Source organism: Streptomyces tuirus (assembly GCF_014701095.1).
Lineage (GTDB): Bacteria > Actinomycetota > Actinomycetes > Streptomycetales > Streptomycetaceae > Streptomyces > Streptomyces tuirus.
Genome location: NZ_AP023439.1, coordinates 3,603,883 through 3,628,513, shown reverse-complemented (window position 1 = coordinate 3,628,513; position 24,631 = coordinate 3,603,883). Strand labels below are relative to the sequence as shown.

Genomic DNA, 24,631 nt, shown 5'->3' with positions numbered 1-24,631 from the left:
ATAGGAACTGTTCTACGGTGTACAGCATGACGACGTCCCCCCAGGAAACGGCCCTGCCGCACACCGCACCGGGCGGCCACCCCCAGCGCTGGCTGATCCTCGGTGTCATCTGCCTCGCGCAGCTCACCGTGCTGCTCGACAACACGATCCTCAACGTGGCCATCCCCTCGCTCACCCGTGAGATGGACGCCTCGACCGCCGACATCCAGTGGATGATGAACGCGTACGCGCTGGTGCAGTCCGGCCTGCTGCTCACCGCCGGGAACGCCGCCGACCGCTACGGCCGCAAGCTGCTGCTGATGTCCGGCCTCGCGATCTTCGGCCTGGGCTCGCTCGCGGCCGGACTGTCCCAGAACCCGGGCCAGCTGATCGCGGCCCGGGCGGGCATGGGCGTCGGCGGGGCGCTGCTGATGACCACCACCCTCGCCGTGGTCGTGCAGATCTTCGACGACCAGGAACGCGTCAAGGCCATCGCGCTCTGGTCGACGGTCAGTTCGCTCGGTTTCGCGGCCGGACCGCTGATCGGCGGCGTGATGCTGAACCACTTCTGGTGGGGCGCGATCTTCCTGATCAACATCCCGGTCGCCCTGCTCGGCCTGGTCGCCGTCGCGGCACTGGTGCCGGAGTCCAGGCACAAGTCCGGGGACCGGCCCGACCTGCTCGGCGCGGTGCTGTCGACCATCGGTATGACGGCCGTCGTCTACGCGATCATCACCGGGCCCGAGCACGGCTGGACCTCCGCGCAGGTGCTGGTCTCGGCGCTGATCGGCGTGGTCGTGCTCGGCCTGTTCGTGCTGTGGGAGCTGCGGACCGAGCACCCGATGCTCGACATGCACTTCTTCCGCAACCAGAAGTTCGTGGGCGCCGTCGCGGGCGCGATCCTCGTGGCGTTCGGTATGACGGGGTCGCTGTTCCTGCTCACGCAGCACCTGCAGTTCGTGCTCGGGTACGAGCCGCTGGACGCCGGGCTGCGCACGGCGCCGCTGGCGCTGACCGTCGTCGCGCTCAACTTCACGGGGGTCGGGGCGAAGCTGGTGCTGAAGGCGGGGACACCGGCGGCGATCGCGCTCGGCATGACCCTGGTGTCCGCCGGGCTCGCGGCGATCGCGCTGCTCGGGGGCCACGGGTACGGGGGCATGCTGCTCGGGCTGATCGTGATGGGCGCGGGTGTGGCCCTGTCCATGCCGGCCATGGCCAACGCGATCATGGGCGCGATACCGCCGGAGAAGGCGGGTGTGGGAGCGGGGATCAACGGCACGCTCGCGGAGTTCGGCAACGGACTGGGCGTCGCCGTCCTCGGTGCCGTGCTCAACTCCCGGTTCGCGTCGCTGGTCGCCGTGTCCGCGGCGTCGTTGCCGGCGGCGCTGGCGGCGGCCGGCAGTGCCGAGGAGAAGGCGCGCATCTCCGACGCCTTCGCCTCAGGCCTGGAGACCAGTCAGCTGGTGGGGGCGGTTGCCGTGCTGGCCGGTGGACTGGTCGCGGCGGCGTTGCTTCGACGTGCTGAGCGGGCAGAGTCCGCCTAGGAGCCCGGGGCTGGTCGTAGCGTGCGGGTGCGGGTTCGTCGTGGTTGGTCGCGCCGTTCCCCGCGCCCCTGAAGGGACAGCGCGTCCGGCATGAGCGGCGCTGAGAGATCGAGGAAGGTGCGCCATGGCGAAGGCAGCCGAGAAGGCCGCGCGGTCCAGTGTCTGGCTGGAGGGCAGGGCGCACCGGCGGCGCGGCGGCGGGCAGCCCTCGGGGCTGGACCGGGACCGGATCACCGAGGTCACCGTGCGGCTGCTGGACGCCGAGGGGCTGGCCAGGTTCTCCATGCGGCGGCTCGCCGCCGAGCTGAACGTGACGGCGATGTCCGTCTACTGGTACGTCGACACCAAGGACGACCTGCTCGAACTCGCCCTGGACGCCGTCATGGGCGAGATGGTCCTGCCCGATCCGGAGGCCGCCGACGCCGACTGGCGCGACCAGGTCCGGACGCTGGCCCGGGAGTACCGGACGCTGCTGGTGCGGCACCCGTGGGTGTCCCCGCTGGTCGGCACCTTCCTCAACATCGGCCCGAACAACCTGGCCTTCTCCAGGGTCGTGCAACGCGTCATGCGCAGGACGGGGCTGCCCACGCAACGGCTGACGAGCGGGATCTCGGCCGTCTTCCAGTTCGTCTACGGCTACGGCACGCTCGAGGGCCACCTCTCCACCCGGTCCGCCGCCGCCGGCCTGACCATGGACGAGTACTTCCAGGACGCCGTGAGCATGGTGACCGAGGCCCCTCAGGCCGCGGACGTCATGCGGGAGTCGCAGAAGCTCATGGAGGCGCGCGGCGGGGAGACCGTGGCGGAGATGCTGGAGCGGGACTTCGAGTTCGCGCTGGAACTGCTGATCGCCGGCATCGAGACGATGGTCGCCCGCGCCTGAACCACGCCCCGGCTCAAGCCCCCCGGGCCCTCTCCTGCGTCAGCCGCGAGCTACTCCCCCTCCACCAGCCGCGCCGGGAACCCACCGGTCGCCACCGGCCCCCACCGCTCCGGCGTGATCCGGATGATCGACTTGCCCTGCTTGAGCATGGCCGCGCGGTACTCGTCCCAGTCGGGGTGCTCCCCGGCGATGTTCCGGTAGTACTCCACGAGGGGTTCGACGGAGTCGGGGGAGTCGATGATCTCGGCCGTGCCGTCGATCTGCACCCAGGGGCCGTTCCAGTCGTCGCTGAGCACGAGCAGGCTCACGCGCGGGTCCCGCTTGGCGTTGCGGGTCTTGGCGCGCTCCGGGTAGGTGGAGACCACGATCCGGCCGGAGTCGTCGACACCGCAGGTCAGCGGGGAGCCCTGGGGGCTGCCGTCGGTCCGCCGGGTCAGCAGGATCGCGTGGTGGCGGGGGCGTACGAAGTCGAGCAACTCGTCCAGGGAGACACGGGTGTTCGTCGCGATGTTCGGTGCCATGGGCGCAGCCTATGACGCCAGGGCCTCGGCGAGGTTGTCGTACACGGGGACGTCCCGGCGCAGGCCCGTCACCTCCAGAACACGGCTCGTGGTCCCCTCCGGCCGGGCCACCAGACGCACCGCGGCCCCGGGGCGCAGCCGGCGCCGTACGTCGTTGATGAGGCGGATGCCCTGGGAGTCCATGAACGAGGTCGTGGACAGGTCGAGGACGAGGATGTCGAGCCGGTCGCCACGGGCGCGGACCGCGGACATGAGGACGGGCAGCAGCTTCGCCGCGTTGCAGAAGTCGATCTCGGCGGGCATCGTGAGGTGGACGCGGCCGGGAAGGTCGCGCGGTTCTGTGGGATTCGTGAAGAAGGTCACGGCACTCACCTGGCAGACGTTCGTCCGGATTCCGGTAAGGCCGCTTCCTGACCCGAAGGCCATTCCACCATGCGGGGGCCGGTGACGGAAGCGCCCGGTGGCGGCGTCGGCCGGACGTCACTTGGAGGCAACCGAGCAGTTAGAGTGCTTTCCGTCCTGTGCTCGCAGTCGGGAATGTGCTGCGGAGCTCTCCTGCGCACGGCCGTTGGCCGTGCATGCCGAAGAGGTTCGTGGTGGCTGCGTCCGAGTTTCCTGATTTGCCCCGTTTTCCGGTCGGCTCCGAGCTGGCCGAAGCGCTGACGGTGGCGTCGCAGCAGCTGCACGAGACCCTCACACCGCACAGCACGCTGCGCACCGCGGTCCGGCTGGCCGTGCATCTCATGCCGGGCGCCGAGCACGCCGGCATCTCCGTGATCGAGCGCGGCGGCAAGATCCGCACGCTCGCCTGGACCGACGAGGCCGTGCGCTCCGCCGAGTCCCGGTACACCGGCCGCGAACAGCACGGGCTGTGGGACCAGTTGTGGGACAGCCCGGTCGCGCGGATAGCGGACAGCGAGGCGGACGACGGCTGGGACGTGCTGGCGGCCCTGGGCCTGCGCTCGGCGCTGTCGCTGCGGCTGCGCACCGACCGGCGCCGGCTGACCGTGCTCACGGCCTACGCGCGCAAGCCGGGCGCCTTCGACGAGGAGGCCACCCGCGTCGGCCGGCTGTTCAGCGCGCACGTCAGCATCGCCCTGGACTCCGCGACCGTGCGCGAGCAGCTCACGGAGGCCATGCACACCAGGGACCTGATCGGCCAGGCCACCGGCATCCTCATGGAGCGCCAGGGCATCGACGCGACCGCGGCCTTCGAGAGCCTGGTGCGGGCTTCCCAGCGGGAGAACGTGAAGCTGCGCGATCTCGCCCGCCGGATCGTGAACGCGCCCAACGCCCCCTGACGTGAGGTGAGTTACGTAGATGGCGTGTATGACCGGTGACGGGATACCCGTACGGTCATGAGCTCCGAGACGTCCGACACGCTGGACCAGGCGATGGTGCGCAGCAGTGGTCTCGACACCCTGCTGCGCGATCTGACCGACCGCGCGGTGCGGGAAGTGCCCGGCGCCGACGCGTGCAGCATCACCGTGCGCCGCGCCGGCCGGCTGCTCACCCTGGCCGGCAGCGACGGCATGCCCAGCGGCCTGGACCTGCGCCAGTACGAGAACGGCTCGGGGCCCTGCGTCGAGGCGGCCGAGACGGGTGAGGAGCAGTACGCCCCGGACCTGGCCGAGGAGTCCCGCTGGCCCTCCTACACGGAGTACGCGCTGTCCACGGGCGTCCGCTGCGCGCTGGCGGTGCCGGTCGCCGTCGAGGGCGAGAGCGGCGCGGCCATCAACCTCTACGGGGTGCGGGCCGGAGCACTGGGCCCGGGCCGGGACGCGGCCCGTGCCTTCGCGGCCCGGGCCGGGGACGCGATCGACGTGGCGCTGCGGATCGAGCGCCGGAGCCAGTCGGCGGCCGATGTGCGCACCGCGCTGCTCTCCCGCAGCGTCATCGACCAGGCGATCGGCATCCTGATGGCCCGGGAGCGGATCGACGCGCGGATCGCGCTGGAGCGGCTGCGCCGGGCCTCGCAGGACCGGAACGTCAAGCTCCGGGACCTGTGCGGCCAGTTGGTGGCGAGGGTGTCCGCCCCGGACTCACGCCGCGGGAAGTGACTCGCCCTGCACGGCCTGGATGTCCAGCTCCACCTTGAGCGTCGTGCCGATGGCGGCGATGCCCGCCTGGAGGACCTGGTTGTAGTTCATCGCGAAGTCCTCGCGGTGCAGTTCGGTCGTCGCGCGGAACGCCGCCCGGGTGCCGCCCCAGGGGTCCGGGCCCGTCCCGAGGTAGGCCAGATCGAGATCCACGGGCCGCACGACACCATGCATGCCCAACTCCCCGTGCACGGTCCACCGGTCGGACCCGGTCGCCGTCAGCCCGGTGGACCGGAAGGTGATCTCGGGGAACCGCTCGGCATCGAGAAAGTCCGGCGACTTCAGGTGCCCGTCGCGCATGCCGTTGCCGGTGTCGATGGACGCGGCCCGGATCACCGCCTCCACCCGCGACTTGGTGACGTCGTCCGGCGCGATCTCGATCGAGCCGGAGAACTCCGTGAACCGGCCGTGCACGCTGGAGATGCCCAGGTGCTGGGCCACGGCGGCCACACTGGAGTGCACCGGGTCGACGGTCCACGGCCCGGGCGGCGGCAGCTCGGTGCCGCCCTGGCGCGCCAGCGTCACCGAGCCGACCTCGGCCCGCCCGCTCGCGGTCACGATCACGCTGGAGGCCGCGGGCGCATAACCCACCGCCGTGACGATGACGGTGTACGCCCCCGGCTCCATCGGCGTCGCGTCCCGTACGGCACCCTCCGCGTCGGCCTCGGCCCGCAGCACCTGCGCACCGGTCATGTCCGCCACCGTGACGACCGCGTGCGACACGGCCCATCCGTCCCGGGTACGGATCCTCGCGGTCAGTCCCATCTCAGCTACTCCTCAGAAAGAAACCGGCCCGCGACAGGGGGCGCACCTCCGCTCAGAGCGCGCCCACCTGTCACGGGCCGGGGTCGTCGCTACTCGCCGGGGTGGGCGAGTTCGATGTCGTGGCCGTCGGTGCCGGCACCCGTGACCGTCAGGGCGGTGGCCACCGGCGGGTAACCCGTGGCGATGACCGTGTACTCGCCGCCGTCCAGGTCGGTGAAGGCGTACGCCCCGTCCGTCCCGGTGGTCGCCGAGCCGACGACGTTGCCCGCCTGGTCGACCAGCGTGACCCGGGCGTCGGCCAGCGGGCCGTGCGGGGCGCGGACGACACCCTGGACGCGGGCGCCCGCGTCCAGGTCGATGTCGACCCGGGTGACCCCGGTGCCGCCCACCTCGACGGGCAGGGCGCGCGGCCGGTACCCGGCGGCGTTCACCGCGACGGTCACCGACCCCGGTACCAGCTCGGCGAAGGAGAACTCGCCCTGCTCACCCGTGGTCCCGTTGGCCAGCAGGTCCCCGCGCACATCCGTGACGATGACCATGGCGTCCTTGACCGGCTGGCCGCTCTCGGCGGCCCGCACCAGGCCGGTCAGCCCGCTGGTGCCGCTGAGCAGGATGTCGTAGGCGACCGGCTCGCCGTTCACCACGACCGTGGACGCCTGCGGCTGGAAGCCGTCGGCGGAGGCGATCAGCACGTACGAACCGGAACCCGGGGCGTCCACCGTGTACGACCCGTCGGCCTGCGCCACGGACCGGCCAAGCTGGCGCCCGGCCAGCGAGATCAGCGTGACGGCGGCCTGCGGCACGGGGGCGGACTCGTTCCCGCGGACGAAACCGTGGACCGGGACACCACCGGAGGTCTCCTCGGCGCGCACCGCCGTGGCGACGGCGGCGAGCCGCTGCGTCCCCTCGGGCCCGGACCCGTCGGCGGCCTCGCTCTCGGCCACGGCCCAGCTCGGCACGGCCTGCTCCGCCTCGGCGGCCTCGACGGCGGCCTCGGCCGGAACAGCGGCCGGCGTCTCCGTGTCGGCGGCCTGCGCCAGCCCGCCCCTCGTCTTCAACGGGACCTCCTTGATGAACAGCGCCACCAGCAGCGCGAGCAGCGCCATCGGGGCCGAGTAGAGGAACACGTCCGCGACACCGTGGCCGTAAGCGCTCTCCACGACGGTGCGGATCGGCGCGGGCAGCGCGCTCAGGTCGGGGATGTTGCCCTCGCCCGTGCCGGCGTGGCCGAGGGCCGCGCCCTTGGGGCCGAGGCCGGCCAGGCCGTCCTTGACGTAGTCGGTGATCCGGGTGCCGAGGACCGCGCCCAGGGCGGAGACGCCCATCGCACCGCCGAGGGACCGGAAGAAGGTCACCGTGGAGCTGGCGGCACCCAGGTCGCCCGGCTCCACCTGGTTCTGCGTGCACAGCACCAGGTTCTGCATCATCATGCCGATGCCGAGACCCAGCAGCGCCATGAAGATCGCTATGTGCCAGTACTCGGTGTCGTACCGGATCGTGCCCAGCAGGCCGAGGCCCGCGGTCACCAGCACACCGCCGCCGATCAGCCACGCCTTCCAGCGCCCGGTCCGGGTGATGACCTGGCCGGAGACGGTGGAGGAGACGAACAGACCCGCGATCATCGGGATCGTCATCACACCGGACATCGTCGGCGACTTGCCACGGGCCAGCTGGAAGTACTGGCTGAAGAAGACGGTCCCGGCGAACATCGCGACACCGACGAACAGGGAGGCCACGGAGGCCAGCGTGATGGTGCGGTTGCGGAACAGCCGCAGCGGGATGATCGGCTCGCTCGCCTTCGCCTCGACGAGGACGAACAGCGCGAGCAGCACCACCGAACCGCCGACCATGGCGTACGTCTGCCAGGACACCCAGTCGTACTTGTCACCGGCGAAGGTGACCCAGACCAGCAGCAGGCACACCGCCGCGGTGATCAGGAAGGCGCCCGCCCAGTCGACCTTGACCTTCCGCTTGACCACGGGGAGGTGCAGGGTCTTCTGCAGCACGACCAGGGCGATCACGGCGAAGGGCACGCCGACGTAGAAGCACCAGCGCCAGCCGAGCCAGTCGGTGTCGGTGATGACACCGCCGACCAGCGGGCCGCCGACCATGGCGGTGGCGAAGGTGGCGCCGAGGTAGCCGTTGTACCGGCCGCGCTCACGCGGCGAGATCATCGCCGCCATGATGATCTGGGCCAGCGCGGACAGACCGCCCATGCCGATGCCCTGGACCGCGCGGAAGGTGATGAGCATGCCCGGGTTCTGGGACATGCCGGCCGCCGCCGAACCGAGCACGAAGATGACCAGCGCGAACTGGATCAGCAGCTTCTTGGAGAACAGGTCGGCGAGCTTGCCCCACAGCGGGGTGGAGGCGGTCATCGTCAGCAGGGACGCGGTGACGACCCAGGTGTAGGCGCTCTGGCCGCCACCGAGATCGCTGATGATCCGGGGCAGGGCGTTGGAGACGATCGTCGACGACAGGATCGCGACGAACATGCCGAGCAGAAGGCCGGTGAGGGCCTCCATGATCTGCCGGTGCGTCATCGGAGCGCCGTCGCCGGAGGAGCCGTGGGAGCCTCCCCCGTGCTTGGCATGAGCCCGCACACCGGCTGGTGTGGTCGTTGCCATGGGCTTCCTTTTCTTACGTGCTTGCGGGTGTACGGGTGGTCTGGTCGAAAGCGGCCGGTGCGGCCCGGGCCCCGGGCCGGCAGTCGAAGCTGTCCCTCAGCCGCGCCATGAGGCTGGTGAGCTGGCCGACCTCTTCGTCGGACCAGTCGCTCAGGCGCTCGGCGAGGACCTCGGTGGTCCGCCGGGACAGCTCGTCGAGCTGTGTGTGGCCCGCGGGTGTGAGGCGCAGGATGCGTGAGCGTTTGTCCGCCGGGTCGGGGGAGCGTTCGATCCAGCCCCGGTCCACGACGTGCGCGACGTGGCGACTGGTCACCGACATGTCCACCGCCAGCAGCTCGGCGAGCTTGCTCATGCGCATGTCGCCGTGGCGGCCCAGCAGGGTCAGCACGGCCGCCGACCCGCCGGGGCACTCGGCGGGCATGATCCGTCCGAGCTCCCGCTTCACGGCACCGAAGGCGCTGAACTGGCGGACCAGCTCTTCGTACTGCGCCCTTTCGGCCATGACACCTCCCGCTTTCGTTGCTTAGGGCAACGATAGGAGCTGTTGGTTGCTGCAGGCAAATAAAAGAGGGGGGTGCGGCATAAAAAGTTGGCAAAGGCAAGTATTGCGGGAGTAAACGTGCAGGTGACGTGCCCGCCGGTACTGGCCACTCGGCGTCAATCGGAACCCCAACCCCCACTTGGGGAGCCCCGCCGTTTTCGCTAGGGTCTCGGGCCATGGCTAACAACCAGGCCCCGCAGGGCAATCACGACCCCGCCGGCAGCACCCAGATGTTCCGCGCGTTCGTCGACGAGGCCCCGCAGGGCCGTCAGGCGGCGGCGTCCTCCAGCGGCGGCCCCCGCATCGGCCTCATCCTCGGCGTGATCGCCGCGGTGGCGATCGTCGCGGCGGTTGCTTGGCTGGCCCTGGCGTAACGGGTACGGCTGCTGTTGCTGTGCTGAGGCGGGGTGGGTCCGCAGCCCTGCGCCGCGGGGTGCGGGCCCGACGTTCCCGTAGCCGCGTACGGCTCCTGTTGCTTTCCGGCACGGGGCGTCGGCGCTGAGGAGGGGTGGGTCCGCAGCCCGGCGTAGCGGGGTGCCGCTCTCTTTGGGACGGGTGCCGCCCTAAGCGGCACGCATGCCCGCAGCTGGGCGGGCCCGCATGCCCGTAGCGGGGACGGCCCGCACCCGCGTACGGCGAGAAGGGGCCGTGTCGGGGGGTGTCCGCCCGCAGCGGTTGGCGCGTCAACGGACAGTCAGTCGGTATGAAGCTCCATCGCGCCGTTCCGAGGACGGACACCCCCCGGCGCGGCCCCGACCCACCCCCCACGCGAAGGCGAGACGGACGCGCACCCCCCGCCGGTCAGGCGAAGGACGCGCACAGGCAAACGGCGCGGCCCCAACAGCCGCGCCCCAGCCGTCCGTCAGGACTCCGTCAAGACTCCCTCAGTCCGAGATCAGGCCCTCCCGGAGCTGTGCCAGCGTCCGGGTCAGCAGTCGGGAGACGTGCATCTGCGAGATGCCGACCTCCTCGCCGATCTGCGACTGCGTCATGTTCGCGAAGAAGCGCAGCATGATGATCCGCCGCTCCCGAGGCGGCAGCTTCGCCAGCAGCGGCTTCAGGGACTCCCGGTACTCCACACCCTCCAGCGCGGTGTCCTCGTACCCCAGCCGATCCGCCAGCGACCCCTCGCCACCGTCGTCCTCCGGCGCCGGCGAGTCCAGCGAGGACGCGGTGTACGCGTTCCCCACCGCCAGCCCGTCGACGACGTCCTCCTCGGACACCCCGAGCACAGCGGCCAGTTCGGTCACCGTCGGCGACCGGTCCAGCTTCTGCGAGAGCTCGTCACTCGCCTTGGTCAGCGCGAGCCGCAGCTCCTGCAGCCGGCGCGGCACCCGCACCGACCACGACGTGTCCCGGAAGAACCGCTTGATCTCCCCGACCACCGTCGGCATCGCGAACGTCGGGAACTCCACGCCCCGTTCGCAGTCGAACCGGTCGATCGCCTTGATCAGCCCGATCGTGCCGACCTGGACGATGTCCTCCATCGGCTCGTTCCGGGACCGGAACCGCGCGGCGGCGTACCGCACCAGCGGGAGATTGAGCTCGATGAGCGTGTCACGGACGTACGCACGCTCGGGGCTGTCCTCGTCGAGCGCGGCCAGCCGCAGGAACAGGGAGCGGGACAGGGTGCGGGTGTCGATGGCGCCCGCAGCCGGAAGGACCGGAACGGGCTCGGCCGGGACGGCCGGTACGTCACCGATGGGGCCGAGTGAGTCGAGAGCATGGGGAGCTGTCTCGCTCTCCGCGAGCGTGAGCACCTTCGAGCTGCCCTGTTCTACGGACATGCCACCCCCTTTGGGTCGCGGGACGGTCGCGGCGAACGTCCCCGCCTGAGGAACGCAGCCTTCACCTGAATACCGGCGCCGAAGCTCCGGCAAACGCGCTTCCCGCAGAATGTCACATGTCGGCAACACGCTGTAGTGACATGTCGACATCTGAGACGCGAATCCGCCCTGCAAACAAGGGGTCTGACGGCTTTTCGGCTCTCAACTGCCGGGAACGGCCCTGATGAGCGATTCCCTCCCCGAGGTGATCTCTCGCTAACGTTTGCGGTTACGCGTCGATACGGTTCGCAGACCGCAACCTCTGGAAACTACGCGCGAGTAGCCGCGACACATGCATCTGTGAGACACCGAGCTCCGCACTGATCTGAGACTGCGTGAGATTGCTGTAGTACCGCAGCAGCAGGATCCGCTGCTCCCGCTCGGGCAGCTGGACGAGCAGGTGCCGTACGAGGTCCCGGTGCTCCACGCCGTCCAGCGCGGGATCCTCGTAGCCGAGCCGGTCCAGCAGCCCCGGCAGCCCGTCGCCCTCCTGGGCGGCCTCCAGGGAGGTCGCGTGGTACGAACGCCCGGCCTCGATGCAGGACAGCACCTCGTCCTCGGTGATGCGCAGCCGCTCGGCGATCTCGGAGGTCGTCGGAGTGCGCCCGAACGAGGTCGTCAGGTCCTCCGTCGCGCTGTTCACCTGCACCCACAGCTCGTGCAGCCGGCGCGGCACATGGACGGTGCGGACGTTGTCCCGGAAGTACCGCTTGATCTCGCCCACGACCGTCGGCATCGCGAACGTCGGGAACTGCACGCCCCGGTCCGGGTCGAAGCGGTCGATGGCGTTGATGAGCCCGATGGTGCCGACCTGGACGACGTCCTCCATCGGCTCGTTGCGGGAGCGGAAGCGGGCGGCCGCGTAGCGCACGAGCGGGAGGTTGGCCTCGATGAGCGCCCCGCGCACGCGGTCGTGCTCCGGCGTGCCCGGCTGGAGCTCCTTGAGCTCCGCGAAGAGGACCTGCGTCAGCGCCCGGGTGTCGGCACCACGGCTGCTCCGCTGGGGCACGGCCGGAGCGCCTTCCGCGGGAGCGGCCTGAGCAGGGGCTCCCTGGGAAGCCGGTGTCTGAGGAGCCGGAGTCTGAGGAGCCGGTCCCTGCGGAGCCGGTCCCTGCGGAGCCGGTCCCTGCGGAGCCGGTCCTTGCGGAGCCGGTGCCTGATGAGGGGGCGGTGCTTGAGGAGCCGGCGCTGGCGGGGACGGTGCCTGAGGTGCGGTACTGGCCAGCACGGTCAACTCCACCTCGTCATCGTCAACTCATCCGTCAACTCTTCCATCAAAAGCGGTCATAGCATCACAAGACATGTGCACTGTGTGCAAGCACCCCATAACTACGTGTTGAGGGATGAACACCGCACAAATCAACTCACGCCACACAAGAGCCCCCTGTCGCAGCGACAGGGGGCCCGGAGCGGCGGGGTTCGGAACGGTCAGAACTCGTAGTCCGCGATCACCCACGTGGCGAACTCGCGCCACAGCGCGACCCCCGCCTGGTGGTCCGGATGCTCCACGTACCGCCGCAGCGCGTCCGCGTCGTCGCAGGCCGAGTTGATGGCGAAGTCGTAGGCGATGGGACGGTCGCTGACGTTCCAGCCGAGCTCCCAGAAGCGGAGCTCCGGGATCTTGTCGCCGAGCGCGCGGAAGGCTTCGACGCCCTTCACGACCCGCGGGTCGTCGCGCTCGACGCCCTCGTTGAGCTTGAAGAGCACCAGGTGGCGGATCATCACTTTCCTCCGTTGGCGACCCACGTGGCGAAGTCGCCGAGGGCCTTGGCCGCGTCCGAAATGCCCTGGAAGCCTATCTGGACGTAGTCGGCGGCCTTCTTCGGGTCCGTGATGATCACGTACATGACGAAGACCACGACGACGTAGACGGCGACCTTCTTCGCGTTCACCGCCACCGCGGCCTCCCCTGTCACTCATGTCCCATGCAGCGCACATGATCGCATGAAGGGCCGATCACACGAAGGGGCTGATCGCACGAAGGGCCCCGTCTGACGACGGGGCCCTTCTCAAGCGGTAGCGGAGGGATTTGAACCCTCGGTGACTTGCGCCACACTCGCTTTCGAGGCGAGCTCCTTCGGCCGCTCGGACACGCTACCGAGGGAGACCTTACAGCAAGGTGCCGCGTGCTTTGAAATCGGTATTCAGCGACCGCGGAAGAACGCGGTGAGCAGTTTCGCGCACTCCTCGGCCAGCACGCCCTCGATCACCTCGGGGCGGTGATTGAGCCGCCGGTCACGGACGAGATCCCAGAGCGATCCGGCCGCGCCGGCCTTCTCGTCGCGGGCGCCGTAGACGAGCCGGTCGACGCGGGACTGCTGGATCGCGCCCGCGCACATCGTGCAGGGCTCCAGGGTCACCACGAGGGTGCAGCCGGCGAGCCGCCACGAGCCGAGGGCGGCCGCGGCCCGCCGCAGGGCGAGGAGCTCCGCGTGGGCCGTCGGATCACCGCCGGCCTCGCGTTCGTTGTGCCCGGCCGCGAGCACGGTCGTGCCGTCCGGCGCCAGCACGACGGCCCCGACGGGCACGTCCCCGCCCCGGACCGCCTCGGCCGCCTCGCCCAGGGCAAGCCGCATCACAGCCCGCCACGGATCCCGAACGGGATCCGGCGTACCCGCGGGGACGGGGCCGGTCAGCGGACGGTCTCCAGGGTTTCCGAGGCGCCCAGGGACTCGGCGATCTCGGTGACGGCGTCCGTCGACATCAGGCGCAGTTCCTTCTCGCTCACGCCGAGGTCCTCCAGGATCAGCGCGTCGCCGACCGGGCCGTGCGGCACGTCGGCGGCTCCGGCGGCCCCGGCACCGTCCTCGGCATCGTCGTCGTCCTCGTCGGATTCACCGTCCTCGGTGCCGTCGAGGTCGAGGGCGTCGAGGACGTCCCCGTCGTCGGGATCGCGGCCGAGCAGCTCGTCGGTGAGGAGGATCTCGCCGTAGCTGCTGCGGGCAGCGGCGGCGGCGTCCGAGACGTAGATGCGAGGATCCTCCTCGCCGTCCACGCGGACCACGCCGAACCAGGCGTCCTCCTGCTCGATGAGCACGAGCACCGTGTCCTCGTCGGGGGAGGCTTCACGGGCCAGGTCGGCCAGATCCGACAGGGTTTCCACATCGTCGAGCTCTGTGTCGCTCGCTTCCCACCCGTCTTCGGTGCGCGCGAGCAGTGCGGCGAAGTACACCGTGACTCTCCCACTGGTCATAGGCGTGCCGGTTGGGGGTCCCCCCGGCGGAGGTTACGGGCGGGGAGTGCTCGTCCGAGCCCCACCCACTCGGAATCGTGGCAGAAACAAGGCGTTCAGGGGACGTCTTCGGCCCCCTGTGTTGGGCTGTTCTGTTCGCACGCCCGTTGCCACCACCTGCGGATCGTACGCGGCTTTACCCCGCTGCACGCACGGTCAACCGCCACAACCTCCGCGCGGTTCGTGATCTTTGCCGGAGGTTTCCGCACCGGTTTCCTACCAGCGGAAGGTACGCATGCGCATGGCGTGGCGCAGCCGGGCCGTCTTGGCGCGGCGCGGCTGGACGCGGTCGCGCAGCTCCCGGGCCTCGGCCAGATCGCGCAGGAACCGGGCGCGACGCCGGCGGCGCTCGGCGTCGGACTCCTCGGTCCCGTCCGTCTGGTCGGGCTCCGGGCCCGCCCCCGGCCGTACGCGCGGCGACGGATCGTCTCGGAAATCCCGGTCGGGCATCTGGTTCACCACCCCCAGTCCGTCTTTCCCACTTTCCCCCGGACGGGCGGTTTGACGCCAGCGTTCGGGTGACGGCCGGACCGCGGCCTTGCCGTGCGGTCCGGCTGACCCCGCCCGGTTAATGTTGTGGACATGCGTCTCCACGTCGTCGACCACCCTCTGGTGGCCCACAAGCTCACCACGCTGCGCGACCAGCGCACCGACTCCGCGACCTTCCGCCGTCTCGCCGACGAGCTGGTCACCCTGCTCGCCTACGAGGCCACGCGTGACGTGCGCACCGAACAGGTCGACATCCAGACGCCGGTCGAGCGGACCACGGGCGTCAAGCTGTCGCACCCGCGGCCGCTGGTGGTGCCGATCCTGCGGGCCGGGCTCGGCATGCTGGACGGCATGGTCCGGCTGCTGCCGACCGCCGAGGTGGGCTTCCTCGGCATGATCCGCAACGAGGAGACCCTGGAGGCCTCCACGTACGCGACGCGGATGCCCGAGGACCTCTCGGGGCGTCAGGTGTACGTGCTCGACCCGATGCTCGCCACCGGCGGCACGCTGGTCGCGGCGATCCGGGAGCTGATCCGGCGCGGCGCCGACGACGTGACCGCCGTGGTGCTGCTGGCCGCCCCCGAGGGCGTCGAGATCATGGAGCGCGAGCTGGCCGGCACGCCGGTGACGGTCGTGACCGCCTCGGTCGACGAGCGGCTGAACGAGCACGGCTACATCGTGCCGGGCCTCGGAGACGCGGGGGACCGGATGTACGGGGCGGCCGAGTAGTCCCCCCGCCGGGGCCTGGCGACAGGCCCTAGCAGCCCTTCTTCGTCGTGGGCGCCGGCTCGGGCGTGGCCAGCTTGGTCAGCGCCCGGCCGGCGTCCTGCCGTGTGGCCAGCTCCTTGAAGCCGTCCCCGATGACGAGGTCGACGGCAGTGCCCTTGCGGGCCGCCTCGGTGCGCCGTTCGGCGCCCGGGAGCTGGGTGCCGAGCACGGGCAGCGCGGTGTCGAGGGCGGTGGCGGGGCCGAGGAGCAGGCCGGTGCCCTTGACCTTCTTGTCGTACTGCTTCGTCGCGTTGCCCACGTCGCCGATCTTGAAGCCGCGCTTCTTCAGCTCGTCGGCGGTCTTCTTCGCCAGTCCGCCGCGGGTGGTGGCGTTGAGCACGTTGACGGTGATGGTGCGCGGCTCGGGCAGGGGCTTGGCGCTGGGCGAGGGGCTCGCCTTGGTCTTGGCGCCGCAGTCCGTGCCGTCTCCGGCCGCCGAAGCCATTCTGCCGCCGCCGGTGAAGACGTCGATGAGCTGCAGCGTGCCCCAGCCGCCCACGCCGAGGACGACGACGGACGCGACGGTCAGGCCGACGAGCCTGCCGCGCCGCCGGGGCCGGCGCATCCGGGGGTACTTGTTGCCCGTGATGCGGTACTTGCCGCCCATGCCGGGGGGAGTCAGCATGCTCATGAGCGCAGCGTAGTGCGCCCGGGCGACGATGCCTACTAGATGATCATTCGACGTCGCCCAGCGGAACCCGAAAGGGCCAACCCGGGACCGGCGGGGATCAGTCGAGCTCGAGCACGCGCGCGTGCAGCACCTGGCGCTGCTGGAGTGCCGCCCGCACCGCGCGGTGCAGCCCGTCCTCCAGGTACAGGTCGCCCTGCCACTTCACGACGTGCGCGAAGAGGTCGCCGTAGAACGTGGAGTCCTCGGCGAGCAGTGTTTCCAGATCGAGCTGACCCTTGGTCGTCACGAGCTGATCGAGGCGGACCGGGCGCGGCGCGACGTCCGCCCACTGCCGGGTGCTTTCCCGGCCGTGGTCGGGGTACGGCCGGCCGTTTCCGATGCGCTTGAAGATCACACGGAAAGCCTACCGGTCAAGACGTTCCGGGCGCAGCCATGGCGAGCGAGTGCGACGCTGAAAAAATCAATACAAGGCGGTACGAACCCGGAACAGGTGCGTGAACATGCCGGATCGCGAGACCATGCCGTCGGCGTCCGCCCCGGAAGTATCCGAGCGTGCCGCCGCCCTCCCCCAGGACGCCCTGCGGATCGCCTCCGGCTACGCGTTCTCCGGCCCGGCCCTGCATCTGGGCGCCCTGCTGTGGGACGGGCAGTGCCTGCCGGACGCGCAGATCCGGGTGCCGCTGGCGATGCTCAACCGCCATGGCCTGGTCGCGGGAGCCACCGGCACCGGCAAGACCAAGACGCTCCAGCTGATCGCCGAGCAGTTGTCCGCCCAGGGCGTGCCTGTGTTCCTCGCCGACATCAAGGGCGACCTCTCCGGGATCGCCGCGCCGGGCCGTCAGGACGCCCGGGTCGAGGGGCGGGCGGCGGACGTCCACCAGAGCTGGAGGGCGACCGGTTTCCCCGCCGAGTACCACGCCCTCGGCGGCATCGGGCGCGGCATCCCCGTCCGGGCGACGGTCACCGGGTTCGGGCCGGTGCTGCTGTCGAAGGTGCTGCGGCTGAACCGGACCCAGGAGCAGTCCCTCGCGCTGATCTTCCACTATGCCGACAGCAAGGGCCTCGAGCTGATCGACCTGAAGGACCTCAGGGCGGTCGTGACGTTCCTGACCTCGGACGAGGGCCGGTCGGAGCTGAAGACGATCGGCGGTCTCTCGGCCGCCACGGCCGGGGTGATCCTGCGGTCCCTCACCGCCTTCGAGGCGCAGGGCGCGTCCGGGTTCTTCGGGGAGCCGGAGTTCGACACGGCCGAGTTGCTGCGGACGGGTGAGGACGGACGCGGCATCGTCTCGGTCCTGGAGCTGAGCGCCGTACAGGACCGGCCGCAGCTCTTCTCGACGTTCCTGATGTGGCTGCTCGCCGACCTCTTCCACGATCTGCCCGAGCTCGGCGACGTCGACAAGCCGCGGCTGGTGTTCTTCCTCGACGAGGCGCACCTGCTCTTCGACGACGCCTCCGAGGCGTTCCTGGAGTCGATCACGCAGACCGTGCGCCTGATTCGCTCGAAAGGGGTCGGCGTCTTCTTCGTGACGCAGACGCCGAAGGACGTACCCGCCGACGTCCTCGCCCAGCTCGGCAACCGGGTGCAGCACGCGTTGCGGGCCTTCACGCCCGACGACCAGAAGGCCCTGAACGCCACGGTGAAGACCTTCCCGAAGTCGCCCTACGACCTCGAAGAGGTGCTGACCAACCTGGGGACGGGCGAGGCGGTCGTGACGGTGCTGAGCGAGAAGGGCGCGCCCACGCCGGTCGCGGCGACCCGGCTGCGGGCGCCCGAGTCGCTGATGGGCCCGCTCGGGCAGGACGCCCTGGAGCGGGCTGTGGCGGAATCCGCGCTGTACGAGCGGTACGCGCAGGCCGTGGACCGGGAGTCGGCCTACGAGCGGCTGGAGCACGGCCGCGGCGCGAAGGGTCCCGACGAGATGCGGGAGGCCGCTCCCCGGAAACCCCGGAGTTCCCGGGAACCCCGTGAAGAGGAACAGCCGTCCGCAGTGGAGCAGGTGGTCAGGAGCGGGGTGTTCCAGTCCCTGGCCCGGTCGGTGGGCACGCAGATCGGGCGGGAGATCACGAGATCACTGTTCGGCACGGCCCGGCGTTCGGGACGGCGGAGGCGGTAGGAGGGCCAACAGGGGGACGGGGTCGCGCGGCCGCCGGAGCTGTCGGGCGGGGGTGCCCTCGGGTCGGTGGGGTGCCAGCCAAGGGGTGTCTCGAACTCTTCAGGCCGGCGGAGGCGTCGGTGTGCCTCCGCCGGGTGCGTGGGTCAGCCGCGGTTCCCTCTCGCTCCCTTCGGGGGCTGCTGCGGCTTCCGCGTGTCGGGCTCGGGGTGGGGCTTGGGAGTGCTGCGGGCGGCTTCCGCGCGCAGCAGGGCGCGCAGGACGGCGTACGGGTCTTGAAGCATGGCTGGGTTCCTCGTCGTTCCTCGTCGTACTGCTGGTTCCGTGCGGGACGGACGGACCGGGGCGGGCCGGTCCTGTCAGCAGCGCAGGACCTCGGAACGCAGGGGGCGAGGGTCGAGCCGCGGGCTCGGCGGTACGGGAACCGGGTGCTGTGCGGTGGTAGCGGGCCCGGGGTACGGGAGCGGGGCGGGGCTCAGCGGGACGGCCGCGGTGCGGCGGGCGGCTCTGGCCGGCGGGCGCAGGGCGGTGTCGAGGACGTCGCACTCGACGGTGGTGCTCTCGCCGGAGACGCCGGCCGTCCACCCCGTGTGGGCCTCCGCGTGCGCGCCCGGCACGAGCAGGGCGAGCAGCAGAACGAGCACCCGCAGCCAGGCGTGTCGACGCGGGCTGCGGGGGACCGGCTGCGGTGCGGGGGTCACGGGAGGTCACTCCCCGCCGTGGCCACGCCGTTCATCCCGCCTGCCGCGAGATACGCCCACCCGGCCCATGCCGGTGTCCGGCTCGCGGTGGCTCTGCGCGGAGGGCTCCGGACCGTGCGGGTCGGAGGGCCAGAGGTCCTGCGGGCCGGGCCGTGCGGTCCGCTCGCGGGGTCCGGCGTCGCGGGGGGCCTGCGGGTCGTACGGCCAGTGCTCCGGGGGCTCGGACGGCGTGCGGCTGTGTCGTTCGCGCTGGTCACGGGAGTGGGGGCCGTTCGGACCCGGGCCGTGCCGGACGGGGGGTTCAAGGCCCAGGGGCGCGCGGTCGCGGTCGGTGTCGTGCTCCCGGCCCCGGGGGGAGCCGCTCGGTGGCTCGGCCATGGTCCATGCTCGACCCCGGCCCGAGGGGCCCGCCACCCGGGCCGGGCCAGGCGGACGACAGGCGCGACCAGGGACCCGGCCGAGTGGTCACGGCCGGGCGGTCACGGTTGAGCGGACAGGGCCGAGGGGGCATGGCCGAGCGGTTACGGCCGAGGGGGCACGGTCGGGTGGTCATGACCGAGTGGACGCAGCCGGACAGTCACGGCATGGCGGGGCAGGCTGAGCGGACGCAGCCTGGCAACACGGCCTGGCAGCCGCGGCTGAGCGGTCGAGGCCGAGCAGGCAGGGCCCAAGCCGACATGGCTTGGTGGACGCGGCCAAGCGGGCGCAGCCCGGCAGTCACGGCTGGGCGGTCACGGCCGACCGGACGCGGCCTGGCAACACGGCCGAGCAGTCACAGCGGCGGTCACGGCGGAGCGGTCATGGCCGAGCAGGCAGGGCCGAGCCGACATGGCTTGGTGGACGCGGCCGAGCAGTCACAGCCGGGCGGTCTCGGCCGAGCACGCACGGCCGAGCTGACATGGCTGGCCCCGGAGTCACTGCTACTTGCCGGAGGCCTTCGCCGCCTTCGCCGCCGCCTTCATCTCCTGCTTGTGCGCCCTGACCTTGACCAGGGACTCGGGACCGGTGATGTCGGCGACCGAGCGGAAGGAGTCGGGCTCGCCGTAGGAGCCCGCCGCCTCCCGCCAGCCCGTGGGACGGACCCCAAGCTGCTTGCCGAGCAGGGCGAGGAAGATCTGGGCCTTCTGCTTGCCGAAGCCGGGCAGTTCCGCGAGCCGCTTCAGCAGGTCCTTGCCGGTGGCGACGTCCTTCCAGACGGCCTCGGCGTCACCGTCGTAGTGCTCGACGAGGTACTGGCACAGCTGCTGGATCCGCTTGGCCATGGAGCCCGGGTAGCGGTGCACCGCAGGCTTCTGCGAGAGCAGCGCGGCGAAGGCCTCCGGGTCGTACGCGGCGATCTCGTGCGCGTCCAGGTCGTCCGTGCCGAGCCGCTGGGCGATCGTCGCCGGGCCCTTGAACGCCCACTCCATCGGCACCTGCTGGTCCAGCAGCATGCCGACCAGCGCGGCGAGCGGGCTGCGGCCGAGCAGCGCGTCGGCCTCGGGATCCTGGGCGAGGTGAAGGGTGACGTCCATGCCCCGATCATCCCCCGGGGCGGGCCCGCCCGCTGCTCAGGTCGCCCGCCAGTAGCCCAGCGCGTGCACCCGCTGCTTGGGCAGGCCCAGTTCCTTGCGGACGTACGCCGTCAGGGCCCGGGTCGTCACCGTGTCGCAGGCGATCCAGACGTAGGGGTCGGCCGTGCCCTGGAGCAGGCCGGGCAGGTCCGACTTCACGCGGTCGACGAGGTGGGCGCCGGAGTCCTGCCGTGGCACCTTGCGCAGCTCGTGCCGGTCCGGGTCGGTACGGAAGGGCAGGTCGTCGTCGCCGCCCTCGAACCAGACGGTGGCCGGGGCGGAACCCAGGGCGTCCAGGAGGGAGTTGATGGCCGGCAGCGAGGCCGGGTCGCCGACGGCGAAGACGTGCGAGGGTGCGGGGTCCGGGTGGTCGAAGCCGGTGCCCTGGACGGTCGCCTCGATGGTGTCGCCCGGCTTCGCCGCCCTGGCCCAGTCGCTGGCGAACCCCTCGTGCAGGGCGAACTCCAGACCGAAGGTGCCGGCCCCGGCGTCCGGGTCGACCAGGGTGTAGGCGCGCTGGTGGGGCTTGCCGGCGTTGTCGAACCACAGCCGTACCCACATGGTGGGGTGTACTCCGGTCGCGGCCAGCAGACCGCCGTCGGTGAAGCGCAGCCGCCGGTAGGCCGGGGTGACGTCCTCGACGTCCGTCACCGTGAACTCGAAGTCCTTGCCACGCATCAGTTTGAGGACCGCGCCCTCCCAACCCCGCCCCTGCCCCATCGCTTTTCCGCCCCTTCGCGTACGATTCCGGCCACAGTTATGACTTAGGCAAGCCTAACCTAAAGAAATGTGGGGGCGCAGCGTGGCCACCGAGATCTACCGTGACGCCTGGGGCATTCCGCATCTGCGCGCGGGCAGCGCGGCCGAACTCGCCCACGCGCAGGGCCTCGTCACCGCCCGCGACCGGGCCTGGCAGCTGGAGACCGAGCGTCACCGGGCGCAGGGCACCTCGGCGTCCTTCCTCGGCGGGAGCGCCCTGGCCTGGGACCTGTTCGCGAGACGGGCCGGAGTCGACGACACCGCGAGACGCTGCTTCGCCGACCTGGAGAGACAGGACCCCGGGACGGCGCGGTGGGTGCGCGCGTACGTCGACGGGGTCAACGAGGGTCTGGCCGGCAGCACCGCCCCCGAGTTCGCCCGCGTCGGTCTCACCCCGGGCCGCTGGCAGCCCTGGACCCCGCTCGGCGTCTGGCTCGCCACCCACATCCTGTTCGCCGGGTTCCCGGCCAAGCTCTGGCGTGAGCAGGTCGCCGCGCACCTGGACGCGGACGCCATCGGCCTCTTCGCCACCGACGGCCCCGGCACCTCCGGCAGCAACGGCTGGCTGGTCGGCGGCGAGCGGACGGTCACCGGGCAGGCGGTCATCGCCGGCGACCCCCACCGCTGGATCGAGGACCCGGGCGTCTACCAGCAGATCCATCTGTCCTGCCCCGAGTTCGACGTCGTGGGCCTGGCCGTCCCCGGCGTCCCCGGCATCGCCCACTTCGGGCACACCGGCTCGGTCGCCTGGGCCATCACCAACGCCATGGCCGACTACCAGGACCTCTACCGGGAGCGGCTGCGGCGCACCGGCGCCGGGGTGGAGGCCCTCGGCCCGGACGGGGTCTGGCGGCGGGCGCCCCGGCACACGGAGACGATCGAGGTGGCGGGCGAGGAACCGGTCGAGGTCGAGGTCATCGAGACCGACCGGGGCCCGGTGATCATCGGCGGACCCGAGGGGATCGACGGCGACCCGGTGGATCTGGCGTCCGCGGGCAGTCCCGGTCCGGCAGAACCGCTGGATGCTCCCGCCGAGCCGGCGGACCCCGCCGACCCCGCCGACCCAGCCGACCCCGCCCATCCCGCCACCCCCCTCGCCCCACCCCTGGCCATCAGCCTGCGCTACCCGCCCCGCGTCACCGGCGACCTCGGTTTCGGCGCGCTGCTGCCGCTGTTGCGGGCGCGTCGGGTGGCCGATGTGGACCGTGCCTTCGACCGCTGGGCCGAGCCGGTCAACGTCGTCCAGGCGGCCGACACCGAGGGCGGTGTCCTGCACCGCGTGGCCGGGCGGGTGCCGCGGCGCGCCGAGGCCAACTCGCTGCGGGTGGTGCCCGCCTGGGAGCCCGGCCACGAGTGGCGCGGCTGGCACGTGCCGCCGCGCGCCGGGCTCACCGACGGTGTCGCCGTCATGGCCAACCAGCGCGGCCCGGCCGAGCCCCTCGGCGTCGAGTTCGCCCCGCCGCACCGCGCCGACCGCATCGCCGCGCTGCTCGCCGGCAAGGAGCGCTGGTCCGCCGCCGACATGCCCGCCCTCCACACGGACACCCACCTGGCCTCCGCCTCCGCCCTCCTGGACCACCTCGACGCCCTCGACGGCCTCACCCCCGAGGCCGCCGCCCTCCGGGACCGGCTCCGGGGCTGGGACCGCCGCATGGACGCCGGCAGCGCCGACGCGGCCCTCTACGCGGCCGTGCGCGGAGCGGTCGTACGGCGGCTCGCGGCGCACCCGGCGTTCGCCGCGCTCACCACACCACCGGCGTACCCGGAGGTGTTCCAGCCCTGGCTCGCCCTCGTCCCCCGGGTCGGCTTCGCCCTCGAAAACCTGCTGCGGGCCGAGGACCTGTACGGAATCGACCGCCCGGCGGTGGTCCGCGCCGCCGTCGAGGACGTGGCCCTGCGCCCGCCGGCCGGTGTCTGGGGCGACACCCACCGCCTCGCCCCCTGGCGGGCCCTGGAGCCGGAGCAGCCGTACGAGGAACCGGGGCTGTCCGGCGACCACGACTGCGTGCTGTGCACCTCGGGCGTGCCGGGCCTCACCGACCGCGCCGCCCGGGGCCCGGCCGCCCGCTACGTCTGGGACCTGGCCCGGCGCGAGGACAGCCGCTGGGTGGTCCCGCTCGGCGCCTCGGGCGTCCCCGGCTCGCCCCACCACCGCGACCAGCTGCCCCTCTGGCTCGCGGGAGACCTCGTCCCGGTCGTCACCGACTGGACCCGGCTGAAGAAGGAGACCGATGTCTGACCCGTACGCCTCCCGCACGCCCGTCCATGAGCAGGTGATCGACGGCTTCGGCACCGTCCGCGTGCTGCCGCTCGACCCCGGGGCCGATGCCGCGGTGATCCACCAGTGGGTCGGTGAGGACCGGGCCGTCTTCTGGGGCATGACCGGACTGACCCAGCACCAGGTCGCCGGGATCTACGCCCACATGGCCACGCTCGACACCCACCACGCCCATCTCGTCGTCCGGGACGGCGAGCCGGTCGCGCTCCTCCAGACCTACGAGCCGGAGGCCGACCGGGTGAGCGAGTGCTACGACGTGCGCCCCGGCGACATCGGCGTCCACCTGCTCCTAGCCCCCGCCGGACCCGGCGGCGCCCGGCCCGGCTGGACCGCGCGGCTGGTGGCGGTCATGGCCGGATACGTCCTGCTCGGCCTGGACCGCCGACGGATCGTGGTCGACCCGGACGTGCGCAACGAGAAGGCCGTCGCCCGTTTCCTCAAGCTCGGCTTCGCCCCCGGGCCGGTGGTGGTGCTGCCGGAGATCGACCTCCCGGACGTGTACCTGCCGGAGAAAAAGGCCCAGCTCGCCTTCCTCGACCGGGAGATACTGTTCCCCGCGTGACCCCGGAGGACCTCATCGCCCACTACGGCCTCGAACCGATCCCGCGCGAGGGCGGCCTGTTCCGGCAGACCTGGGCCGGCCCCGAACGCCCCGACGGCAGGCCGGAGGGCACGGCGATCGTCGCGCTCCTGACAGCGGGCGACTTCTCCGCCCTCCACCGCCTGCCGACGGACGAGATCTGGCACTTCTACTGGGGCGACCCTCTCCAGCTGCTCCTGCTCGCCCCGAACGGCACGACGAGGACGGTGGTCCTCGGGCCGGACGTCCTCGACGGCCAGCACGTCCAGTTCACCGTCCCGGCGGGCACGTGGATGGGCGGCAGGGTGCGCGGCGCCGGGCAGTGGGCCCTGTTCGGCTGCACGATGGCGCCCGGCTTCACGTTCGACGGCTACGAGCACGGGGACGCCGCGGAGCTGACGGCCCGCTACCCGGCGGCGGCCGACGAGATCGCACGGCTGTCCAGGCCTGCGTCCTGAGCCCGACGAGCACCACACCTCTCCCGAGCCCGACGAGCACCACACCCCTCCCGAGCCCGGTCAGCACCACACCTCTCCCGAGCCCGGTGAGCACCACACCCCTCCCGAGCCCGGTCAGCCCACACCTCTCCCGAGCCCGGTCAGCCCACACCTCTCCCGAGCCCGGTGAGCACTACACCGATCCGGTCCGTACTTCACTCGTAGCCGTCCAGCCCGACCCCCAGCCCCACCCCGGAGACCCACGTGGACCAACGGCGGAACGAGGATCGCAATGTCGGACATC

General features: G+C 71.6%; 28 protein-coding genes and 1 tRNA gene. 10 read left to right on the top strand and 19 right to left on the bottom strand.

The window, feature by feature from the left end; genetic code table 11:
- Positions 1-26: 26 nt before the first annotated feature.
- Both IGS69_RS16660 and IGS69_RS16655 read left to right on the top strand, forming a co-directional pair.
- The gene (locus IGS69_RS16660) at positions 27-1,523 is read left to right on the top strand and encodes an MFS transporter (protein WP_190900579.1); all 1,497 of its coding nucleotides are present in this window, start codon (positions 27-29) and stop codon (positions 1,521-1,523) included.
- Between the two features lie 124 nt (positions 1,524-1,647).
- The gene (locus IGS69_RS16655; RefSeq protein ID WP_190900577.1) at positions 1,648-2,406 is read left to right on the top strand and encodes a TetR/AcrR family transcriptional regulator; all 759 of its coding nucleotides are present in this window, start codon (positions 1,648-1,650) and stop codon (positions 2,404-2,406) included.
- 50 nt (positions 2,407-2,456) lie between these two features.
- Here the strand turns inward: IGS69_RS16655 and IGS69_RS16650 are convergent, their stop codons facing one another.
- Together IGS69_RS16650 and IGS69_RS16645 are read right to left on the bottom strand one after the other, a co-directional pair.
- A complete protein-coding gene (locus IGS69_RS16650) occupies positions 2,457-2,927 on the bottom strand; it encodes a PPOX class F420-dependent oxidoreductase (protein ID WP_190900576.1) in 471 nt (156 codons plus the stop codon).
- A gap of 9 nt (positions 2,928-2,936) precedes the next feature.
- Complete coding sequence (locus tag IGS69_RS16645) at positions 2,937-3,230, bottom strand: STAS domain-containing protein (RefSeq protein WP_232543767.1); 294 nt, start codon at positions 3,228-3,230, stop codon at positions 2,937-2,939.
- A gap of 275 nt (positions 3,231-3,505) precedes the next feature.
- Here IGS69_RS16645 and IGS69_RS16640 point away from each other — a divergent pair, with 275 nt between their 5' ends.
- Both IGS69_RS16640 and IGS69_RS16635 read left to right on the top strand, forming a co-directional pair.
- Positions 3,506-4,228, top strand: coding sequence for a GAF and ANTAR domain-containing protein (locus tag IGS69_RS16640; RefSeq protein ID WP_190900572.1), 723 nt, complete (start codon positions 3,506-3,508; stop codon positions 4,226-4,228).
- A 57-nt stretch (positions 4,229-4,285) separates the two neighbouring features.
- Entirely contained in the window at positions 4,286-4,987 is a 702-nt protein-coding gene (locus IGS69_RS16635; RefSeq protein WP_190900570.1) for a GAF and ANTAR domain-containing protein, read from the top strand.
- Here IGS69_RS16635 and IGS69_RS16630 read toward each other — a convergent pair.
- The 3 genes from IGS69_RS16630 to IGS69_RS16620 form a co-directional block, all read right to left on the bottom strand.
- Positions 4,970-5,791: a YceI family protein gene (locus IGS69_RS16630; RefSeq protein WP_190900568.1), complete on the bottom strand. Its 822-nt coding sequence runs from the start codon at positions 5,789-5,791 to the stop codon at positions 4,970-4,972. The two genes, IGS69_RS16635 and IGS69_RS16630, sit on opposite strands and share 18 nt — an antisense overlap.
- 89 nt (positions 5,792-5,880) lie before the next feature.
- Positions 5,881-8,418: an MFS transporter gene (locus IGS69_RS16625; RefSeq protein ID WP_190900566.1), complete on the bottom strand. Its 2,538-nt coding sequence runs from the start codon at positions 8,416-8,418 to the stop codon at positions 5,881-5,883.
- Positions 8,419-8,431: 13 nt separating this feature from the next.
- On the bottom strand, positions 8,432-8,920 hold the full coding sequence (locus IGS69_RS16620) for a MarR family winged helix-turn-helix transcriptional regulator (RefSeq protein WP_190900564.1): 489 nt from the start codon (positions 8,918-8,920) through the stop codon (positions 8,432-8,434).
- Positions 8,921-9,135: 215 nt separating this feature from the next.
- On the opposite strand from IGS69_RS16620, the gene IGS69_RS16615 reads away from it, so the two are divergent.
- Positions 9,136-9,333 carry a hypothetical protein gene (locus tag IGS69_RS16615; RefSeq protein ID WP_184847865.1) on the top strand — a complete coding sequence of 66 codons (198 nt, stop codon included), beginning with the start codon at positions 9,136-9,138 and terminating at the stop codon, positions 9,331-9,333.
- Between the two features lie 510 nt (positions 9,334-9,843).
- Here the strand turns inward: IGS69_RS16615 and IGS69_RS16610 are convergent.
- The 8 genes from IGS69_RS16610 to IGS69_RS16575 form a co-directional block, all read right to left on the bottom strand.
- A complete protein-coding gene (locus tag IGS69_RS16610) occupies positions 9,844-10,746 on the bottom strand; it encodes an RNA polymerase sigma factor SigF (RefSeq protein WP_190900562.1) in 903 nt (300 codons plus the stop codon).
- 268 nt (positions 10,747-11,014) lie between these two features.
- A complete protein-coding gene (locus tag IGS69_RS16605) occupies positions 11,015-12,025 on the bottom strand; it encodes an RNA polymerase sigma factor SigF (RefSeq protein WP_385864040.1) in 1,011 nt (336 codons plus the stop codon).
- A 188-nt stretch (positions 12,026-12,213) separates the two neighbouring features.
- Positions 12,214-12,507: a Dabb family protein gene (locus IGS69_RS16600; RefSeq protein WP_031105389.1), complete on the bottom strand. Its 294-nt coding sequence runs from the start codon at positions 12,505-12,507 to the stop codon at positions 12,214-12,216.
- The gene (locus tag IGS69_RS16595) at positions 12,507-12,683 is read right to left on the bottom strand and encodes a hypothetical protein (protein ID WP_190900561.1); all 177 of its coding nucleotides are present in this window, start codon (positions 12,681-12,683) and stop codon (positions 12,507-12,509) included. Before IGS69_RS16595 ends, IGS69_RS16600 begins: the two co-directional genes overlap by 1 nt.
- Before the next feature lie 116 nt (positions 12,684-12,799).
- Positions 12,800-12,884: transfer RNA gene (locus IGS69_RS16590), tRNA-Ser, on the bottom strand.
- A gap of 45 nt (positions 12,885-12,929) precedes the next feature.
- On the bottom strand, positions 12,930-13,361 hold the full coding sequence (gene tadA / locus IGS69_RS16585) for a tRNA adenosine(34) deaminase TadA (protein WP_190900560.1): 432 nt from the start codon (positions 13,359-13,361) through the stop codon (positions 12,930-12,932).
- A gap of 56 nt (positions 13,362-13,417) precedes the next feature.
- Positions 13,418-13,957, bottom strand: a complete 540-nt coding sequence (locus tag IGS69_RS16580; protein ID WP_190904523.1) for a tRNA adenosine deaminase-associated protein — start codon at positions 13,955-13,957, stop codon at positions 13,418-13,420.
- A gap of 276 nt (positions 13,958-14,233) precedes the next feature.
- Positions 14,234-14,467 (bottom strand): hypothetical protein, encoded by a 234-nt coding sequence (locus tag IGS69_RS16575; protein WP_190900559.1) that lies wholly within the window; start codon positions 14,465-14,467, stop codon positions 14,234-14,236.
- Positions 14,468-14,599: 132 nt separating this feature from the next.
- Between IGS69_RS16575 and upp the strand changes: the two genes are divergently transcribed.
- The gene (upp, locus tag IGS69_RS16570; protein ID WP_097217661.1) at positions 14,600-15,235 is read left to right on the top strand and encodes a uracil phosphoribosyltransferase; all 636 of its coding nucleotides are present in this window, start codon (positions 14,600-14,602) and stop codon (positions 15,233-15,235) included.
- A gap of 28 nt (positions 15,236-15,263) precedes the next feature.
- Here the strand turns inward: upp and IGS69_RS16565 are convergent, their stop codons facing one another.
- Both IGS69_RS16565 and IGS69_RS16560 read right to left on the bottom strand, forming a co-directional pair.
- A complete protein-coding gene (locus IGS69_RS16565; RefSeq protein ID WP_190904522.1) occupies positions 15,264-15,881 on the bottom strand; it encodes a LytR C-terminal domain-containing protein in 618 nt (205 codons plus the stop codon).
- A 121-nt stretch (positions 15,882-16,002) separates the two neighbouring features.
- Positions 16,003-16,299 (bottom strand): type II toxin-antitoxin system VapB family antitoxin, encoded by a 297-nt coding sequence (locus IGS69_RS16560; protein ID WP_003999914.1) that lies wholly within the window; start codon positions 16,297-16,299, stop codon positions 16,003-16,005.
- Positions 16,300-16,405: 106 nt separating this feature from the next.
- Between IGS69_RS16560 and IGS69_RS16555 the strand changes: the two genes are divergently transcribed.
- Positions 16,406-18,022 carry a helicase HerA-like domain-containing protein gene (locus tag IGS69_RS16555; RefSeq protein WP_190900558.1) on the top strand — a complete coding sequence of 539 codons (1,617 nt, stop codon included), beginning with the start codon at positions 16,406-16,408 and terminating at the stop codon, positions 18,020-18,022.
- A 143-nt stretch (positions 18,023-18,165) separates the two neighbouring features.
- Here IGS69_RS16555 and IGS69_RS16550 read toward each other — a convergent pair whose 3' ends face one another.
- The 4 genes from IGS69_RS16550 to IGS69_RS16535 form a co-directional block, all read right to left on the bottom strand.
- Positions 18,166-18,303: a hypothetical protein gene (locus IGS69_RS16550; protein WP_190900557.1), complete on the bottom strand. Its 138-nt coding sequence runs from the start codon at positions 18,301-18,303 to the stop codon at positions 18,166-18,168.
- A gap of 75 nt (positions 18,304-18,378) precedes the next feature.
- Positions 18,379-18,720, bottom strand: coding sequence for a hypothetical protein (locus IGS69_RS16545; protein ID WP_232543541.1), 342 nt, complete (start codon positions 18,718-18,720; stop codon positions 18,379-18,381).
- Between the two features lie 920 nt (positions 18,721-19,640).
- Positions 19,641-20,234 carry an HhH-GPD-type base excision DNA repair protein gene (locus tag IGS69_RS16540; protein ID WP_190900556.1) on the bottom strand — a complete coding sequence of 198 codons (594 nt, stop codon included), beginning with the start codon at positions 20,232-20,234 and terminating at the stop codon, positions 19,641-19,643.
- A gap of 36 nt (positions 20,235-20,270) precedes the next feature.
- Positions 20,271-20,993, bottom strand: coding sequence for a siderophore-interacting protein (locus IGS69_RS16535; protein ID WP_190900555.1), 723 nt, complete (start codon positions 20,991-20,993; stop codon positions 20,271-20,273).
- A gap of 82 nt (positions 20,994-21,075) precedes the next feature.
- Here IGS69_RS16535 and IGS69_RS16530 point away from each other — a divergent pair, with 82 nt between their 5' ends.
- From IGS69_RS16530 to IGS69_RS16520, 3 genes are read left to right on the top strand one after another with little or no spacing between them, the layout of a single operon-like run.
- Positions 21,076-23,271 (top strand): penicillin acylase family protein, encoded by a 2,196-nt coding sequence (locus tag IGS69_RS16530; RefSeq protein WP_190904520.1) that lies wholly within the window; start codon positions 21,076-21,078, stop codon positions 23,269-23,271.
- Entirely contained in the window at positions 23,264-23,872 is a 609-nt protein-coding gene (locus IGS69_RS16525; protein ID WP_190900553.1) for a GNAT family N-acetyltransferase, read from the top strand. Before IGS69_RS16530 ends, IGS69_RS16525 begins: the two co-directional genes overlap by 8 nt.
- Positions 23,869-24,348, top strand: coding sequence for a cupin domain-containing protein (locus IGS69_RS16520; protein ID WP_190900551.1), 480 nt, complete (start codon positions 23,869-23,871; stop codon positions 24,346-24,348). Before IGS69_RS16525 ends, IGS69_RS16520 begins: the two co-directional genes overlap by 4 nt.
- The last annotated feature ends 283 nt before the right edge of the window (positions 24,349-24,631 follow it).